General features: G+C 62.9%; 11 protein-coding genes. 9 read left to right on the top strand and 2 right to left on the bottom strand.

Features of this window, described 5'->3' with window-relative positions; genetic code table 11:
- Positions 1 to 35: 35 nt before the first annotated feature.
- The 7 genes from nasR (at position 36) to ACKLKD_RS02850 (ending at position 12,612) form a co-directional block, all read left to right on the top strand.
- Complete coding sequence (nasR, locus tag ACKLKD_RS02880; protein ID WP_004214922.1) at positions 36 to 1,217, top strand: nitrate regulatory protein NasR; 1,182 nt, start codon at positions 36 to 38, stop codon at positions 1,215 to 1,217.
- 242 nt (positions 1,218 to 1,459) lie between these two features.
- Positions 1,460 to 2,716 (top strand): CmpA/NrtA family ABC transporter substrate-binding protein, encoded by a 1,257-nt coding sequence (locus ACKLKD_RS02875; RefSeq protein WP_087805244.1) that lies wholly within the window; start codon positions 1,460 to 1,462, stop codon positions 2,714 to 2,716.
- 1 nt (position 2,717) lies between these two features.
- Positions 2,718 to 3,602 carry a nitrate ABC transporter permease gene (gene ntrB, locus ACKLKD_RS02870; protein ID WP_008804396.1) on the top strand — a complete coding sequence of 295 codons (885 nt, stop codon included), beginning with the start codon at positions 2,718 to 2,720 and terminating at the stop codon, positions 3,600 to 3,602.
- A gap of 9 nt (positions 3,603 to 3,611) precedes the next feature.
- A complete protein-coding gene (locus ACKLKD_RS02865) occupies positions 3,612 to 4,400 on the top strand; it encodes an ABC transporter ATP-binding protein (protein WP_004145418.1) in 789 nt (262 codons plus the stop codon).
- Between the two features lie 10 nt (positions 4,401 to 4,410).
- Positions 4,411 to 8,478 carry a nitrite reductase large subunit NirB gene (gene nirB, locus ACKLKD_RS02860; RefSeq protein WP_077254009.1) on the top strand — a complete coding sequence of 1,356 codons (4,068 nt, stop codon included), beginning with the start codon at positions 4,411 to 4,413 and terminating at the stop codon, positions 8,476 to 8,478.
- Positions 8,478 to 11,078 carry a nitrate reductase gene (locus ACKLKD_RS02855; RefSeq protein ID WP_080896698.1) on the top strand — a complete coding sequence of 867 codons (2,601 nt, stop codon included), beginning with the start codon at positions 8,478 to 8,480 and terminating at the stop codon, positions 11,076 to 11,078. The genes nirB and ACKLKD_RS02855 overlap by 1 nt, the downstream gene beginning before the upstream one ends.
- A gap of 151 nt (positions 11,079 to 11,229) precedes the next feature.
- Positions 11,230 to 12,612: a YchO/YchP family invasin gene (locus ACKLKD_RS02850; protein WP_080896699.1), complete on the top strand. Its 1,383-nt coding sequence runs from the start codon at positions 11,230 to 11,232 to the stop codon at positions 12,610 to 12,612.
- On the opposite strand, the gene narL is transcribed toward ACKLKD_RS02850, so the two are convergent.
- Together narL and narX are read right to left on the bottom strand one after the other, a co-directional pair.
- Positions 12,609 to 13,259, bottom strand: coding sequence for a two-component system response regulator NarL (gene narL, locus ACKLKD_RS02845; RefSeq protein ID WP_002910198.1), 651 nt, complete (start codon positions 13,257 to 13,259; stop codon positions 12,609 to 12,611). The genes ACKLKD_RS02850 and narL overlap by 4 nt on opposite strands.
- Before the next feature lie 10 nt (positions 13,260 to 13,269).
- Positions 13,270 to 15,048, bottom strand: a complete 1,779-nt coding sequence (narX, locus tag ACKLKD_RS02840; protein WP_004175566.1) for a nitrate/nitrite two-component system sensor histidine kinase NarX — start codon at positions 15,046 to 15,048, stop codon at positions 13,270 to 13,272.
- A gap of 312 nt (positions 15,049 to 15,360) precedes the next feature.
- Here narX and ACKLKD_RS02835 point away from each other — a divergent pair, with 312 nt between their 5' ends.
- Together ACKLKD_RS02835 and ACKLKD_RS02830 are read left to right on the top strand one after the other, a co-directional pair.
- Entirely contained in the window at positions 15,361 to 16,749 is a 1,389-nt protein-coding gene (locus ACKLKD_RS02835; RefSeq protein WP_025712008.1) for a NarK family nitrate/nitrite MFS transporter, read from the top strand.
- A 125-nt stretch (positions 16,750 to 16,874) separates the two neighbouring features.
- Positions 16,875 to 16,976, top strand: a complete 102-nt coding sequence (locus tag ACKLKD_RS02830) for a hypothetical protein (protein ID WP_032409060.1) — start codon at positions 16,875 to 16,877, stop codon at positions 16,974 to 16,976.
- Positions 16,977 to 17,043: the final 67 nt, after the last annotated feature.

Genomic DNA, 17,043 nt, shown 5'->3' with positions numbered 1-17,043 from the left:
TTAAGCAGTATAAAGCGTTAACGCGGAGGAGGGGTATGAATAATACGACTGGTCATGCGCACGATGCGACGGCCTGGCTGCAGCTGGCGCGTCGCCTGCAAAAACAACAGCTTCAGCAGCTTAGCCAACTGGGGGAACTGGCCAGCCAGCTCAGCGCGCTGGTGCATATGCTGCAGTGTGAGCGCGGGGCGTCGAATATCTATCTTTGCTCGGGCGGCTTGCTGTATACAGCGGAGTGTCGGGCGGGAGGGGCGCTGGTTGACGAGCGGCTAGCCCTGTTTTATGCCAGCCTCGAACGGGCGCGCGCGGTAGCCGGCAGCGCGCTGTGCTGGCGTATCGCCAGAGCGGTTGACGAGCTGGCGCAGCTCCCGGCGCTACGCGCGCAGATCGGCCGCCGGCAAATTGCCGCTGAAGCCGCGACGGAGCAGTTCAGCCGCGTCATCCGCCATCTGCTGAACATCGCCCCGCAGCTCAATGACAGCATTGACGATCCGCCGGTGGCTGGTCGGATGGTCGCCCTGTACAGCTTTATGCAGGGAAAAGAGCTGGTGGGCCAGGAGCGCGCGCTGGGAGCATTGGGCTTTACCCGCGGCGAGTTCAGCGACAGCCTGCGCCAGCAGCTGGTGGACCGTATTGACGGTCAGCAGCCCTGCTTCGACAGCTTTCAGGCGCTGGGCAGCCCGGCGACCGTCCAGTTGTTCAGAACCCAGTGCCACGCCGGTCTGGATATTGAACAGCTGCGGCGGATCGCCTGTACCCGCCAGCCGGCTGCCGACGGCGGGGAAACGGCGCTGCGCTGGTTTGGCCTGCAAACCCAACGGCTTGAGCAACTGCGCGAAGTGGAAGAGCAACTGATCGACGATCTGCTGGATGCCACCGACGCGCTGTTAGCAGACGACGCGCCTGGCTGGCAGGCCGGAGAGGAAGACGATAGCGTGACGCCACGGCTCGATAAACAGCTACTGCCGCTGGTGCGCCAGCAGGCCTATGAGCTGCAGCAGCTCTCCAGCCAGCTGGCCTCGCTGAAAGACGCGCTCGAAGAGCGCAAGCTGATCGAAAAAGCGAAAAGTCTGCTGATGACGCACCAGGGAATGCAGGAGGAGCAGGCCTGGCAGACGCTGCGCAAGATGGCCATGGACAAAAATCAGCGCATGGTTGAGATAGCCCGCGCGCTGCTGATGGTGAAGGCGATTTGGCCGCTAACACCAAAGGAGTAGATGCACAATCGATGGGCATTCTTTGCCTGCCGGCGGTGCACTTTTAGGTGAAAAACCGGCCAGCGTTGGGAAAAAGCCCGCCAGCGCGCTATTGCCAAAGCTGGCATCCCGTTTGCATTACTTATTAAGTGAATAAAAGTCCGGGCAACGAACCAATGGCGGTTCGGGTGTCCGTGGATAAAGGCGTCCTGCAGTGCGTATGCACTGTCGGGCGCTTTTTTTTTGCGCATGGTGGAGCGGATATGGGCGACAAATTTTCAATTTCCCGGCGGCGCTTGCTGCAGGCAGGGGCCGCGCTGGGCGGCGCGATGCTGCTGCCGGGCGTGATGCAGGCCGCCTGGGCCGGCGGCTCGGACAAACCGGAGCAAACCCGCGTGCGGGTCGGATTTATTCCGCTGACCGATTGCGCGCCGCTGGCCATCGCCGCGGCGAAGGGGTTTGACCAAAAATATGGCATCACCCTGGTGGCGAGTAAGGAAGCCAGCTGGGCGGCGGTGCGCGACAAGCTGGTGGCCGGCGAGCTCGACGCGGCGCATATTCTCTATGGCCTGCTGTACGGCCTCGAACTGGGGATCGCCAGCAAGCCGCAGGCGATGGCCAATTTGATGACCCTCAACCGCAATGGGCAGGCGATCACCCTCTCCAGCGAGCTGCAGGAGAAAGGGGTGACCGACCTCGGCGGGCTGAAGCGGCTGATCGACCGCAGCGCGCCGGGCAGTTACACCTTCGCCCATACCTTTCCTACCGGCACCCATGCCATGTGGCTTTACTACTGGCTGGCGAGCGCCGGCATCGATCCCTTCAACGATGTGCGCACCGTCGTGGTGCCGCCGCCGCAGATGGTGATGAACATGCGCATCGGCAATATGAGCGGCTTTTGTGTCGGCGAGCCGTGGAACGCGCGCGCCATTAACGACCGCATTGGCTTCACCGCGGCCACTTCCCAGGATATCTGGCCCGAGCATCCGGAAAAGGTGCTGGGCACCCGTCGCGACTGGGTGGAACGCAACCCGAACACCGCCCGCGCGCTGGTGGCGGCCCTGATGGAGGCGCAGCGCTGGATCGCCGCCTCGCCGGAGAATACTCAGGAGACGGCCCGCCTGCTCGCCAGACGTGGCTGGCTCAATACCAAGGAACAGTACCTCACCGGCCGGATGCTGGGGGAGTATGACAACGGCCTTGGCCGCCGCTGGCAGGATGCCCATCCGATGCGCTTCTGGGCCGGGGGCGAGGTGAGTTTCCCGTGGCTGTCGGACGGAATGTGGTTCCTCACCCAGTTCCGCCGCTGGGGACTGCTGAAGCAGGCTCCGGATTACCTCGCGGTGGCGTCGCGCATTAACCGCATCGACGTCTGGCAGGCTGCCGTCCAGGCGGTCGGCGGGATCAGCACCCCGGCAGCCACGATGCGCAGCAGCACACTGATGGACGGTACGGTCTGGAACGGGTCTGACCCGGAAGGCTACGCCCGCCATTTTGCCATTCAACGTAAGGGGGCATGAGATGAAGCAGGCACAACGTAAGCAACCGGTCGTCAGCGTGGAGAACGCGCCTGGCGAAGTGATTATCCTGCCGCCGGTGCAGGTCCGGCGCACCACGCCAACCGTCACGCGTTGGTTGCGTGAGCTCATTCAGCGCCTGCTACCCCCGCTGTTGGGGTTGGGGGTGCTGCTGCTGGCCTGGCAGCTGGCGGCGATGCACAGCAAAGGTTTTCCCACGCCGCTGAGCACGCTGGACTCGGCGCTGACGCTGTTTGCCGATCCGTTCTATCAGGACGGGCCCAATGACATGGGCATCGGCTGGAACGTGCTGGCCTCCCTGCAGCGCGTGGCGGTGGGCTTCGGCCTGGCGGCGCTGGCGGGCATTCCGCTGGGGTTTTTGATCGGCCGTTCGCTGTTCTTCGCCCGCATGTTTAATCCGCTGATTGCCCTGCTGCGCCCGGTCAGCCCGCTGGCCTGGCTGCCGATTGGCCTGCTGCTGTTCCAGAAGGCGGAGCCGGCCTCCAGCTGGACCATTTTTATCTGCTCCATCTGGCCGATGGTGATCAACACCGCGGAAGGCGTGCGGCGGATCCCGCAGGACTATCTCAACGTCGCCCGCGTCCTCCAGCTCTCGGAGTGGACGGTGATGCGCAAAATTCTCTTTCCGGCGGTGCTGCCGGCGGTGCTCACCGGCGTGCGTCTCTCCATCGGCATCGCCTGGCTGGTGATCGTGGCGGCGGAAATGCTCACCGGCGGGCTGGGGATCGGCTTCTGGATCTGGAACGAGTGGAACAACCTCAATGTGGAAAACATCATCATCGCCATCGTCATTATCGGCGTCGTCGGCCTGCTGCTGGAGCAGGGTCTGATGCTGCTCGCCCGCCGCTTTAGCTGGCAGGACAAATAAGGAGCCAACATGAAACCATTAATTCAGGTACAGGCCGTCAGCCAGCGCTTTAACACCGCCAGCGGCGAGTTCCTGGCGCTGCAGAATGTCTCCTTCGATATCGTCGAAGGGGAGACCATCAGTCTGATCGGCCACTCGGGCTGCGGAAAATCGACCCTGCTGAATCTGATCGCCGGGATCACGACGCCCACCGAGGGCGGACTGCTGTGTGATAACCGGGAAATCGCCGGGCCCGGGCCGGAGCGGGCGGTGGTTTTCCAGAACCACTCGCTGCTGCCGTGGCTGAGCTGTTTCGATAATGTGGCGCTGGCGGTGGATCAGGTGTTCCGTCGCACCATGAGCAAGAGTGAGCGCCGGGAGTGGATCGAACACAACCTGGCGCGCGTACAGATGGGTCATGCGCTGCACAAACGTCCCGGGGAGATCTCCGGCGGCATGAAGCAGCGGGTGGGTATCGCCCGGGCGCTGGCGATGAAGCCGAAAGTGTTGCTGCTTGATGAGCCCTTCGGCGCCCTGGACGCGCTGACCCGCGCCCACCTCCAGGACACGGTGATGCATATCCAGCAGGAGCTCAATACCACCATCGTCATGATCACCCACGACGTTGATGAAGCGGTGCTGCTCTCGGATCGGGTGCTGATGATGACCAACGGTCCGGCGGCGACGGTGGGCGAGATCCTCGCGGTCGATCTGCCGCGTCCGCGCCACCGCGTTCAGCTGGCGGACGACAGCCGGTATCACCATCTGCGCCAGCAGATCCTCCATTTCCTGTATGAAAAACAGCCGAAAGCGGCGTAAGGAGGCGGTCATGACGCGGCGACTGGTGGTGATCGGTAACGGCATGGCGGCCACCCGGCTGGTGCAGCGGCTGGTTGAGCGCGACCCCGCGCGGTTTGCCATTACCGTCGTCGGCGACGAGCCGCACCCGGCCTATAACCGCATTCAGCTCTCGCCGCTGCTGGCAGGTGAAAAAACGGCGGCGCAGATCCCGTTGCTGCCGGCGGAGTGGTACACCCGGCACGGGGTGTGCCTGCGGTCTGGCGAGGCGGTCGATGAAGTCGATATTCAGCAACGGCGGCTGCGCATCGCGGAAACCTGGCTGCCGTGGGATGAGCTGGTGTTCGCCACCGGTTCGCGGCCCTTTATCCCGCCGCTGCCGGGCATTGATCGTCCGCAGGTTATGCCCTTCCGCACCCTGGCGGACGTGGAACGTATTCTGGCGATACCCGGCCCGGCGGTGGTGATTGGCGGCGGAGTACTCGGTGTGGAAGCGGCGGCGGCGCTGCGTCGCCATGGCGGGGAGGTCACTCTTCTGCATCGCGGCAGCGGATTAATGGCGCCGCTGACCGACGCTTTTGCCGCCGATGAGCTCAGGCAGCAACTTGAAGCGCGCGGCATCCGCTGCGTGCTGGAATGCCGGATCGCCGCCATCGAAGAGGATGGCGTGCGGCTGGCGGACGGGCGCGCTTTCCGTGCCGCCAGAGTGGTGCTGGCCACCGGCGTGCAGCCTAACAGCCGTCTGGCGGCGCAGAGCGGCGTGCTGTGTCAGCGGGGGATCGTGGTTGACCGCCAGATGGCCGCCTCGCTGCCGGGGATCAGCGCCGTCGGGGAATGTTGCGAAATTGACGGCCAGACCTGGGGGCTGGTGGCTCCCTGCCTGCGCCAGGCCGAGGTGCTGGCGGATCGCCTGTGCGGCGCCCCCGGCGAGGGCTTTGTCTGGCAGGACGCCGGGACCCGCCTGAAGGTTACCGGCATTGAACTCTTTAGCGCTGGCGAGCAGCAGGCCGGCGAACAGGATGACATTTATACCAGCTGGGACCCCATCGACCGCCACTATCGCCGCCTGCTGCTGCGCGATGGCCGCCTGCGCGGCGTGCTGCTGATGGGCGACTGCACCGCCGCCGCCGCGCTCACCGCGCGCCTGGAAAGCGACGAGCCCGCCACCGCGGACTGGCTTTTTGACCCCTCTTCAACGCAGCCGCAGGCTGCAGGAATGATGACAATGACGAAACCTGTATTAGTGCTGGTGGGACATGGCATGGTCGGCCACCATTTTCTCGAACAATGCGTGAGCCGCAATCTGCATCAGCAATATCGAATCGTGGTGTTTGGCGAAGAGCGTTACCCCGCCTACGACCGGGTACATCTTTCCGAATATTTCGCCGGGCGCAGCGCTCAATCGCTGTCGCTGGTGGCCGATGATTTCTTTCACCAGCACGGCATCGAACTCCGCCTCGGCGAGGCGGTGGCGACGATCGACCGCGACGCGCGGCTGGTGCGAGATGCCGAGGGACATGAAACCCACTGGGATAAACTGGTGCTGGCGACCGGCTCCTATCCCTTTGTTCCGCCGATCCCTGGCAACGATCTCGACGGGTGCTTTGTCTACCGCACTCTTGACGATCTCGACCGTATCGCCGCCCATGCCGCCGCGGCGAAGACCGGAGTGGTTATCGGCGGCGGCCTGCTCGGGCTGGAGGCGGCTAACGCCCTGAAACAGCTGGGGCTGGACACGCACGTAGTGGAGTTTGCCCCGAACCTGATGGCCGTCCAGCTGGATAACGGCGGGGCGGCGATGCTGCGGGAGAAGATCGTCGCCCTCGGCGTGGGGGTGCATACCAGCAAAGCGACCACCGCCATCGTGCGCGAGGCCGACGGCCTGCGGCTGAACTTTGCCGACGGCGGCGCGCTGCGGACCGACATGGTGGTCTTCTCGGCGGGGATCCGTCCGCAGGACGCGCTGGCCCGCGGTTGCATGCTGCAGGTGGGCGAACGCGGGGGCATTCACATCGACGGCCAGTGCCGCACCTCTGACCCGGACGTGCTGGCGATAGGCGAATGCGCCCTGTGGGACAATAAAATTTACGGTCTGGTGGCGCCGGGCTATCAGATGGCGCGTATCGCCGCGGCCACCCTCGCGGGAGAAGACGCCTGCTTTAGCGGCGCCGACATGAGTACCAAACTGAAGCTGCTGGGGGTGGACGTCGCCTCATTTGGCGATGCGCAGGGGCGCACGCCGGGCTGCCAGAGCTATCAATGGACCGACGGTCCGCAGCAGGTGTACAAAAAAATCGTCGTCAGTCAGGACGGCAAAACCCTGCTTGGCGGCGTGCTGGTGGGGGAGGCCAGCGACTATGCCACGCTGCTGCAGATGATGCTGAACGGCATGGCGCTGCCGCCGCGTCCGGAGAGCCTGATCCTGCCCGCGCTGGAGGGCGCCGCGCCGAAGGCGCTCGGCGTCGCGGCGCTGCCGGACAGCGCGCCGATCTGCTCCTGCCATAACGTCAGCAAAGGCGATATCTGCCAGGCGGTGAACAATGGGGCGGGGGATATGTCGGCGATAAAAAGCTGCACCAGAGCGGCTACCGGCTGCGGCGGCTGCAGCGCGCTGGTGAAACAGGTGATGGAGTACCAGCTGGCGGAGCAGGGCGTCGAAGTGAAAAAAGACGTCTGCGAGCATTTCCCGTGGTCGCGCCAGGAGATCTACCACCTGGTACGGGTCAATCATATCCATACCTTCGAGCAATTGATTAGCCGCTACGGCCAGGGACACGGCTGTGATGTCTGCAAACCGCTGGTGGCCTCGGTGCTGGCCTCCTGCTGGAACGAGTACCTGCTGAAGCCGGCGCACCTGCCGCTGCAGGATACCAACGACCGCTATTTCGCCAATATCCAGAAGGACGGAACCTATTCGGTGGTGCCGCGGATGGCGGCAGGGGAAGTGACGCCGGACGGGCTGATCGCTATCGGGCAGATCGCCAAACGTTACCAGCTCTACAGCAAAGTGACCGGCGGCCAGCGTATCGATCTGTTTGGCGCGCGGCTGGAACAGCTGCCGGCTATCTGGCGCGAGCTGGCCGACGCCGGGTTTGAAACCGGCCACGCCTACGGCAAGTCGCTGCGCACGGTGAAATCCTGCGTCGGCTCAACCTGGTGTCGCTACGGCGTGCAGGACTCCACCGGGCTCGCCGTGCGGCTCGAGCATCGCTATAAAGGGCTGCGCGCCCCGCACAAAATCAAGATGGCGGTCTCCGGCTGCACCCGCGAATGCGCCGAAGCCCAGGGGAAAGATATCGGGGTGATTGCCACCGATAAAGGCTGGAATCTGTACGTCTGCGGCAACGGCGGGATGAAACCGCGTCACGCCGACCTGTTTGCCAGCGATCTCGACGAAGCGACGCTGATCCGCAGCATCGATCGTCTGCTGATGTTCTATATCCGTACCGCCGATCGCCTGCAGCGGACCAGCACCTGGATGGATAACCTGGAGGGCGGCGTCGCCTATCTGCGGCAGGTGGTGCTGGAGGATAGTCTCGGCATTGGCGAGGAGCTGGAGCAGGAGATGGCCCGGATCGTCGACAGCTACCAGTGCGAGTGGCAGACCACCCTCAACGATCCGCAGCGTCTGGCGCTGTTCCGCTCCTTCGTTAATAGCGACCAGCCGGACGAGGCGGTGCAGCGCCACGAGCTGCGTGGTCAGCCGCAGCTGTTACAGACTGAGACGTTGCCCGAGGGCGAACTCCCATCCCGGCCGTGGCAGGCGGTATGCGACCTTGACGCCATCCCGGCGCAGGCGGGGATCGGCGCCCGCTTAGGGGAGCGGCAGATTGCCCTGTTCCGCTTTGGCGATCGGGTCTACGCCCTCGACAACCGCGAGCCGGGCAGCGCGGCCAACGTGCTGTCACGCGGGCTGTTAGGGGACGTCGGCGGCGAGCCGGTGGTGATTTCCCCGCTGTACAAACAGCGGATTCGCCTGCGCGACGGCTGGCCGTGCGACGGCAGTGAACAGGCGGTACGCGCCTGGCCGGTGAAAGTGGAAAACGGCAAAGTGTGGGTGGGCAGCCAGCAGCTGCTGGCCCGAGCGGAGGCCTCCTGATGCAGACCATCCGAACGACCTGCCCCTACTGCGGCGTAGGCTGCGGGGTGCTGGCGAGCGTGGACGACGCGGGGCAGGTGAGCGTGCGCGGCGACGATCAGCACCCGGCCAACCTCGGCCGCCTGTGCGTCAAAGGGGCGGCCCTTGGGGAGACCACGGGCCTGGCGGGGCGGCTGCTGGCGCCGGAGGTGGACGGCCAGCAGGTAGCCTGGTCTCAGGCGCTGGCGGAGACCGCTGCGCGCCTGCAACAGGTTATCGACCAGCACGGCCCGCAGGCGGTGGCCTTTTACGCCTCCGGCCAGCTGTTAACCGAGGATTACTATGCCGCCAACAAGCTGATGAAGGGATTTATCGGCGCGGCGAACATCGACACCAATTCGCGGCTGTGTATGTCGTCGGCGGTGACCGGCTACAAGCGGGCCTTTGGCGCCGATGTGGTGCCCTGTAGCTATGAGGATGTGGAAAACAGCGATCTGGTGGTGCTGGTCGGCTCGAACGCCGCCTGGGCGCATCCGGTGCTGTTCCAGCGGCTGGCGCAGGCGAAGCGGGATAATCCCCGATTGCGGATCGTGGTGATCGACCCCCGGCGCACCGCTACCTGCGAGATCGCCGACCGCCATCTGGCGCTGGCCCCAGGAAGCGACGGCGGGTTGTTTGCGGGGCTGCTTAACGCCCTGGCTGAGGCAGGAGCCTGCGTCGATGGCTTTCGCGACGGCCCGCAGGCGCTGGCCGCCGCCCGCGGCTGGGACGTGGCGAGGGTGGCGGCCTTTTGCGGTCTGCCTGCCGATGAGGTGGCGGGATTCTATCGCGAGTTCATCGCCGCCCCGCGGGCGATCACCCTCTACACCATGGGAATCAATCAATCCGCCAGCGGCAGCGACAAATGTAACGCCATCATCAACGTCCATCTGGCCAGCGGGAAGTATGGCCGCCGCGGATGCGGCCCCTTTTCGCTGACCGGTCAACCCAACGCCATGGGCGGCCGCGAAGTCGGCGGGCTGGCGACGATGCTGGCGGCGCACATGGATTTTGTGCCAGACGATCTGCAGCGGCTGGCCCGCTTCTGGGGGACGGAACGGCTGGCGCAGACCCCCGGGCTGACCGCCGTGGAGCTGTTTGCCGCCATTGGCCGCGGCGAGGTCAAAGCGGTCTGGATCATGGGTACCAACCCGGTGGTGTCGCTCCCTGACAGCCACGCGGTGAGCCAGGCGCTGGCCGCCTGTCCGCTGGTGATCGTCTCGGATGTCGCCGCCCAGACCGATACCGGACGTTTCGCCCACATCCGCTTTCCGGCGCTGGCCTGGGGCGAGAAGAATGGCACGGTCACCAACTCGGAGCGGCGGATCTCCCGTCAGCGCAGCTTTCTGCCGCCGCCGGGGGAGGCGAAAGCGGACTGGTGGATCATCGCCAGAGTGGGCCAGGCTCTGGGGTATCGCGAGGCGTTTGCCTGGCAGCATCCGCATGACGTCTTCCGCGAGCATGCGGCGCTGTCCGGTTTCGAAAACGACGGCCAGCGGGCGTTTGATATCGGCGCGCTGGCGGATCTCAGCCGTGAGGCGTGGGACACCATGCCGCCGGTGCGCTGGCCGGTCAGCCGCAGCGAGGTCGCCTGGGATATCACGCGCGGCTGGCATGGCGATGGCAGGCTGCGGATGGTGCCGGTGACGCCTCAACCGACCCGGGCGACAACCGATGCCTTTTATCCGCTGATCCTCAACAGCGGGCGGATCCGCGATCAGTGGCACACCATGACCCGTACCGGCGCGGTGCCGCGGCTGATGCAGCATATCGCTGAGCCAATGGTGGAGGTGGCGCCGCAGGATGCCGTTCGCTATCAGCTTCCCGCTGACGGGCTGGCGCGGATCTGGTCGCGGCATGGGGTGATGGTGGCGAAAGTGGCGATCAGCGAAGGGCAGCGCCCCGGCTCGCTGTTTGTTCCGATGCACTGGAACAACCAGTTTGCCCGTCAGGGGCGGGTAAATAACCTGCTGGCCGCCGTCACGGACCCGTATTCCGGCCAGCCGGAAAGTAAACAGGCGGCGGTGGCCATCGCCGCCTGGCAACCGGCCTGGCACAGCGAGCTTTTTTGCCGCGAACCGTTACCATTTCCTGCGGCCTGGCACTGGCGGCGGCGGGCGGCGCCAGGCGTGCTGCACTACTCGCTGGCCGGGGAGGCATCTGCCCGACAGTGGCTCAGCGCGTGGTGCGCCCGGCGCGGCTGGCAGTTACAGGTGGCTGACGGCGGCGCGGTGTGGAACCTGCTGGCCTGGCATCAGGGAAGGCTGATGCTCGGCTGGTGGAGCGATGCGCGCGAGCCGGCGGTTGATTGCGCATGGATAAGCGCTGCCTTTGCCGCGCCGCCGTCCGATGCCGTCCAGCGACATGCCTTGCTTAGCGGCCGACCGGGCGCCGCCGTCGCGCCGCGGGGGCGGATCGTCTGCAGCTGCTTTGGGGTGGGGGAATGGTCAATTAACGAGGCCATCGCCAGCGGCTGCGCCAGCGTCGGGGCGCTGGGTGGGAAGCTGAAATGCGGGACCAACTGCGGCTCTTGCGTGCCGGAGCTCAACGCGCTGCTGGCGGCGCAACGAACCCGGGCGTAACGGTGGCGCGCAGCGACGCCTCCGGTTGGGCGGCACCTTACCCAACCGGTTTCAGCTTATTCCTGGAATTGCCCACAGGGCTGCGGGAGCAGGGAAAAAACGATAAACTAACACTTCTATCCATTTTTGTGAGCTTGCGCAAACTCTGTTAATGCCTGTGTCGTTCCGTTTGTTGCCAACGTTGACCTTTCTCCTGCTGTTGCCGGGCGTTCCCGTCTGGGCGCTGACCGCCAGCGACACCACCCGCCCTGCGCAAGCGCAAGATCCGCTGCCCGATATGGGGATTGCTCCCCAGGTTGATGACGACGCCCGGCACTTTGCCGAAGTGGCGAAGAAGTTTGGCGAGGCCAGCATGAGCGACAATGGTCTGACGGCGGGTGAACAGGCGCAGCTGTTTGCCATCAGTAAAATCGGCAATGAAGTGAGTCATCAGCTGGAGAGTTGGCTCTCGCCGTGGGGCAACGCCAATGTCGACCTGCTGGTCGATAAAGAGGGTAAGTTCACCGGCAGTAAAGGGAGCTGGTTCGTACCGTTGAAGGATAATGACCGCTACCTGACGTGGAACCAGTACTCGGTGACCCAACGCGAGAACGATCTGGTAGGCAACATCGGGCTTGGCCAGCGTTGGCGGGTCGGCGGCTGGCTGCTGGGCTATAACTCGTTTTACGACAAAGTACTGAGCGAAAGCCTGGCGCGTGGCAGTGTTGGCGCCGAGGCATGGGGAGAATATCTCCGCTTGTCGGCAAACTACTACCATCCGCTGGGCGACTGGCAACTGCGCGAGAATCAGACTCAGGAGCAGCGGATGGCTACGGGATATGATGTCACCGCCCAGGCGCGGCTGCCGTTCTATCAGCACATTAATACCAGCGTCAGCGTTGAACAGTATTTCGGCGACAGCGTCGATCTGTTTCATACCGGCACCGGCTACCACAACCCGGTGGCCGTCTCCGTCGGACTCAATTACACCCCGGTCCCCCTGGTCACCGTGACCGCCAAGCATAAACAGGGGGAAAATGGCGTCAGTCAGAACAATGTTGGCCTGAAGCTTAACTACCGCTTTGGCGTACCCCTTAAGCAGCAGCTGGCGGCAGACGAGGTGGCGATCAGCAACTCGCTGCGCGGGAGCCGCTTCGATAGTCCGGAGCGGGATAATCTGCCGGTGGTGGAGTATCGTCAGCGCAAAAATCTGACGGTCTATCTGGCCACGCCGCCCTGGGATCTGCAGTCCGGGGAGACGGTGCAGTTGAAGCTGCAGATCCATAGTCTGCATGGCATCAAGGCGCTGCACTGGCAGGGAGACACCCAGGCCCTCAGCCTGACGCCGCCGGTAGATGCCAGCAGCCCCGATGGCTGGAGCATCATTATGCCGATGTGGAACAGTGAACCGGGCGCCGCGAACCGCTGGCGCCTGTCGGTGGTGGTGGAGGATAAACAGGGGCAGCGCGTCTCCTCCAATGAGATCGCCCTGGCGCTGACCGAGCCGCTGGTCAAGTTTACCACGCCAGGCGTCTCCTGGACGGACTCGCCTTAGAAGATTCGCTCCTGGTGGACCCATACCGCCGCTTCCACGCGGGATTTGAGCTTCATTTTCTTCAGCATGTGCTTTACGTGTACTTTGACGGTGCTTTCGGTGATATCCAGGCGACGGGCGATCATTTTGTTCGGCAGTCCCTGGGCTATCAGCTTGAGAATGTCGCGCTCGCGCGGGGTCAGCTGGCTGATGTCCCGATCGGAGGTGGCGCGGTTGGCGCGCAGGCTGGCGGCCAGCACCGGCGTTAATGCTTCGCTTAATACCATCTCTCCGGCGGCCGCCTGCTGCAGCGCTTTCAGCAGATCTTCCGGTTCCATGTCCTTCAACAAATAGCCATCGGCGCCGCGCTTCAGGGCGGTGACAACGTCCTCTTCATGGTTGGAGACGCTGAAGACCACTACCCGGCCAGAAAGGGATTTCTCACGCAGCTTATCCAGCGTCTCCAGACCGTTCATGCCCGGCATATTAAGGTCCAGCAGGATCAGGTCAGGATCCAGCGACTCGGCCAGCTCGATACCTTGCGCGCCATTGCTGGCCTCGCCAATCACCTGGATGTCCGGCGCCATGCTGATCAACTGTTTCACGCCGGTGCGCAGCATCGGATGGTCGTCAATGAGAAGGATAGTTGCCCGTTCCTGTTGACTCATGAGGGTCTCCTTATTGGATGGAAAACGTTTTTTCCGGGATAAACGTGACGATCACTTCGGTTCCACCGGTTTCCCGGCGTCGTACCTGACAGTCACCGCGCAAGCTCTGGGCGCGATCCCGCATAATAATTAAACCGTAATGGTTACTCCGTTCGGCGTGGTCCGGTACGCCGCGGCCGTTATCCGCTACCACCAGACGAACCTGATTATCGCGTTGTGACACCGTCACGGTTACTTCGGTTGCGCTGGCATGCTTCAGAGCGTTGCTCAACGCTTCGCGAGCGATCTGCAGCAGGTGGATCGCCTGATGCGAGGGCACAAAGCGCGGCGGGAGCTGGTAATCAAGCTGCACCGTAAAGCCGAAGTGGGCGCTGTACTCCTGACAGCTGGCCTCCAGCGCCGGGCGCAGCCCCGGCTCGGTCAACTGCAGGCGGAAGGTGGTTAACAGCTCCCGCAGCTGGGCCCACGAGGTATTCAGTTCGTTACGGATCTGCCCCAGCAGCTGGCGGCTTTCCGTCGGCAAGGCGTCGCCTTGCATCTGCAGACAGCTAACCTGCATCTTCATACAGGATAGCGACTGGGCGATGGAGTCGTGCAGCTCGCGGGCGATAGTGGCCCGTTCTTCCATGACGATCAGCTGCTGCTGCTTCTCCTGATGGCGGTCCAGCGCCAGGGTGCTGGTCAGCTGTTCCACCAGGGTATCCACCAGCTGCTGCTGATCGTGGCTGAGATGGCGGCCAACCGGCAGCGTCGCCAGCAGGATGCCGTACTGACTATGCGCATCTGACAGCCGCCACTTCAGCGTTGTTCCGCCATCCGGCAGCGGCGGCAGATTGCGTGGACAGAGGTAGCAGCCTTTATCATCACAGTCATCATCCGAGTGGCAGGTAAACTCCTGGTGATTATCTTCGTCTTCCAGGTCGTAAACCCGTACCTCGATATCGCGCAGCAGCGTCAGCCCCTGCAGGCCATTCAGTACCGGCGAAATACGTTCGCAGAGCGGGGCGCTGGAGTGCAGCCGGCGGTTGGCCTGCCATAAGAAAGCGAGGATCTCGTTCTTCTGCTCCAGTCCGGCAGTCTTCTCCTGCACCCGCCGCTCGAGCACGGCATAGCTTTCCGCCAGCTCTTCCGACATGTTATTCAGCGCCATGCCCAGGGTCGCCATTTCGTTGCGGCCGCTGATGTGCGCCCGCTGGGTGAAATCACGCTGGCTCACCGCGCGCGCCATGCTCAGCAGCTGTTTCCACGGCCGCAGCAGGCGGGCGCGTAGCCAGATGATAGTGAAGATCAGCAGCAGCGCCATACCAATGGCGAGGATGCGATGGATCCAGACCACCCGTTCGATACGCTGCTCGGTGGTGTGGTCGAATGCGGTGACCAACTGGTCGATACGATCGACAAAGTCGGCGACATCCTGGGCCACTTCCGCCTGATTGACTGCGCGCTGCATGCCGGGGGCCAGCGCCAGCTGCCAGTACTGCTGCAGGGCTTTAAGCTGGATTTCCTGGCCGTCGCGGCGGGCGGAATTTTGCAGCTCCGGGCTGAAGACGGTGGCGGTCATGTCCGCCACCAGTTTTTGATCGTTTTCATTCAGCGGGATCGCCGCCAGCAGCCGGTAGCTTTGCATACGCAATGAACCGGCCTTGTTAATGGCGTGCGCGCTGCCCTGCACGCCGTTCACCAGGCGCGCGGAGATCGCCATGCCGGCGACGCCAATAATCGTGGCGAGCAGCACGATTAACGCCAGTTGATTGACCAGCGTCAGCGGGGTAAAAAGACGTTTTAACATGGAATGCGTGGCTCCTGAACCGGGGATCTCTCCGGGAGTGGCGCTTATTCTCGGCTATCCCCTGGAGTATACCCATACCCCTAAAGAGTTACTCCTTAATTGTCGGTGGTAGGTGGCGTTGGGGGAGGGGTTATACGGAACCCGGCAGTCGCGTGAAAAACCACACTTTTTTCCCCACCATTCTCTACTCACTTCGGAGCATGGTTTATTTTTGCACAAATTAGTGCGCGCTTTTCCTTTGATTTATATCAACTTACCGCCCCGGGCAACCCCTAAGGTAGCGGCAGGAAATATGAATAATCAGAGGTATCTATGAGTCAATCTTCCCTCCCGGAGAAGGCTAATCGCTCGGTCATTACCGACTGGCGGCCTGAAGATCCTGAATTCTGGCAACAGCGCGGCCACCGTGTGGCGAGCCGTAATTTATGGATCTCCGTTCCCTGTCTGTTACTGGCGTTCTGCGTGTGGATGTTGTTTAGCGCGGTTGCCGTCAACCTCAACAAAGTGGGCTTTCAGTTTACGACCGATCAGCTGTTTATGCTGACCGCGCTGCCGGCGCTGTCTGGCGCCCTGTTGCGTGTACCTTACGCCTTTATGGTGCCGCTGTTCGGCGGCCGTCGCTGGACGGCGTTCAGCACCGGGATCATGATTGTGCCTTGTGTATGGTTGGGCTTTGCGGTTCAGGATACCTCCACGCCGTTTAGCGTTTTCGTGATTATCTCTCTGCTGTGCGGTTTCGCCGGCGCCAACTTCGCCTCCAGTATGGCCAACATCAGCTTCTTCTTCCCGAAAGCGAAGCAGGGCGGAGCGCTCGGCGTCAACGGCGGTCTCGGTAATATGGGCGTCAGCGTGATGCAGCTGGTCGCGCCGCTGGTGGTGTCGGTTTCGGTGTTTGCCATTTTTGGCGGGACCGGCAGCGAACAGCCGGACGGCTCGATGCTGTATCTGGAAAACGCCGCGTGGATCTGGGTACCTTTCCTGGTTATTTTCACCCTGGCGGCGTGGTTCTTTATGAACGACCTGTCGGCTTCTAAAGCGTCGCTGAGCGAACAGCTGCCGGTCCTCAAACGCCTGCATCTGTGGATCATGGCGCTGCTCTATCTGGCTACCTTCGGTTCCTTTATCGGCTTTTCCGCCGGTTTCGCCATGCTGTCGAAAACCCAGTTCCCGGATGTGCAGATCCTGCATTATGCCTTCTTCGGCCCGTTTATTGGCGCGCTGGCGCGTTCGATGGGCGGGGCGATCTCCGACCGTCTCGGCGGGACCCGCGTAACGCTGGTCAACTTCGTGGTGATGGCTGTCTTCTGTGCGCTGCTGTTCCTGACCCTGCCGACCAACGGCCAGGGCGGCAACTTTATCGCCTTCTTTGCGGTGTTTATGGTGCTGTTCCTGACCGCCGGGCTGGGCAGCGCCTCCACTTTCCAGATGATCTCCGTGATCTTCCGTAAGCTGACCATGGACCGCGTGAAGGCCCAGGGCGGCAGCGAAGCCCAGGCGATGCGCGAGGCGGCGACCGATACCGCGGCGGCACTGGGCTTTATCTCCGCCATTGGCGCTATCGGCGGCTTCTTTATTCCGAAAGCGTTCGGTATCTCGCTGGATCTGACCGGCTCGCCGGCCGGGGCGATGAAAGTGTTCCTCGTGTTCTATATTGCCTGCGTGGTGATCACCTGGGCGGTATACGGTCGTAAGCGTCAGTAATCGGCCGCGGTAACGTTGGCGTATAAAAAGGCGCGCTCCCCACGGAGGCGCCTTTTTTAACCGCTTAATTAGTTACAACATACTATTGGAGAAAATTGTCCGCATCGACCGCTGAGCCAGAACAGGTGGGCTTGCCAGTGAAATGGCTCTACCCCTTAATACCTCCGTTGTTAACAAATCCCGGTGAGGCGCCGCTTTTTGAGGTGAAAATCATTAAAAAACAATAAGTTAAAAAATAACATCTTATACCACCTTGGTGGTAATCGAGGTTTTGCTGCGCAGTAACAAGCCAGT

Origin of the sequence: Klebsiella sp. 10982 (assembly GCF_048589245.1) — a bacterium.
GTDB classification, from domain to species: Bacteria; Pseudomonadota; Gammaproteobacteria; order Enterobacterales; family Enterobacteriaceae; genus Klebsiella; species Klebsiella quasivariicola.
This window is presented reverse-complemented; position numbering and strand designations above follow the sequence as displayed.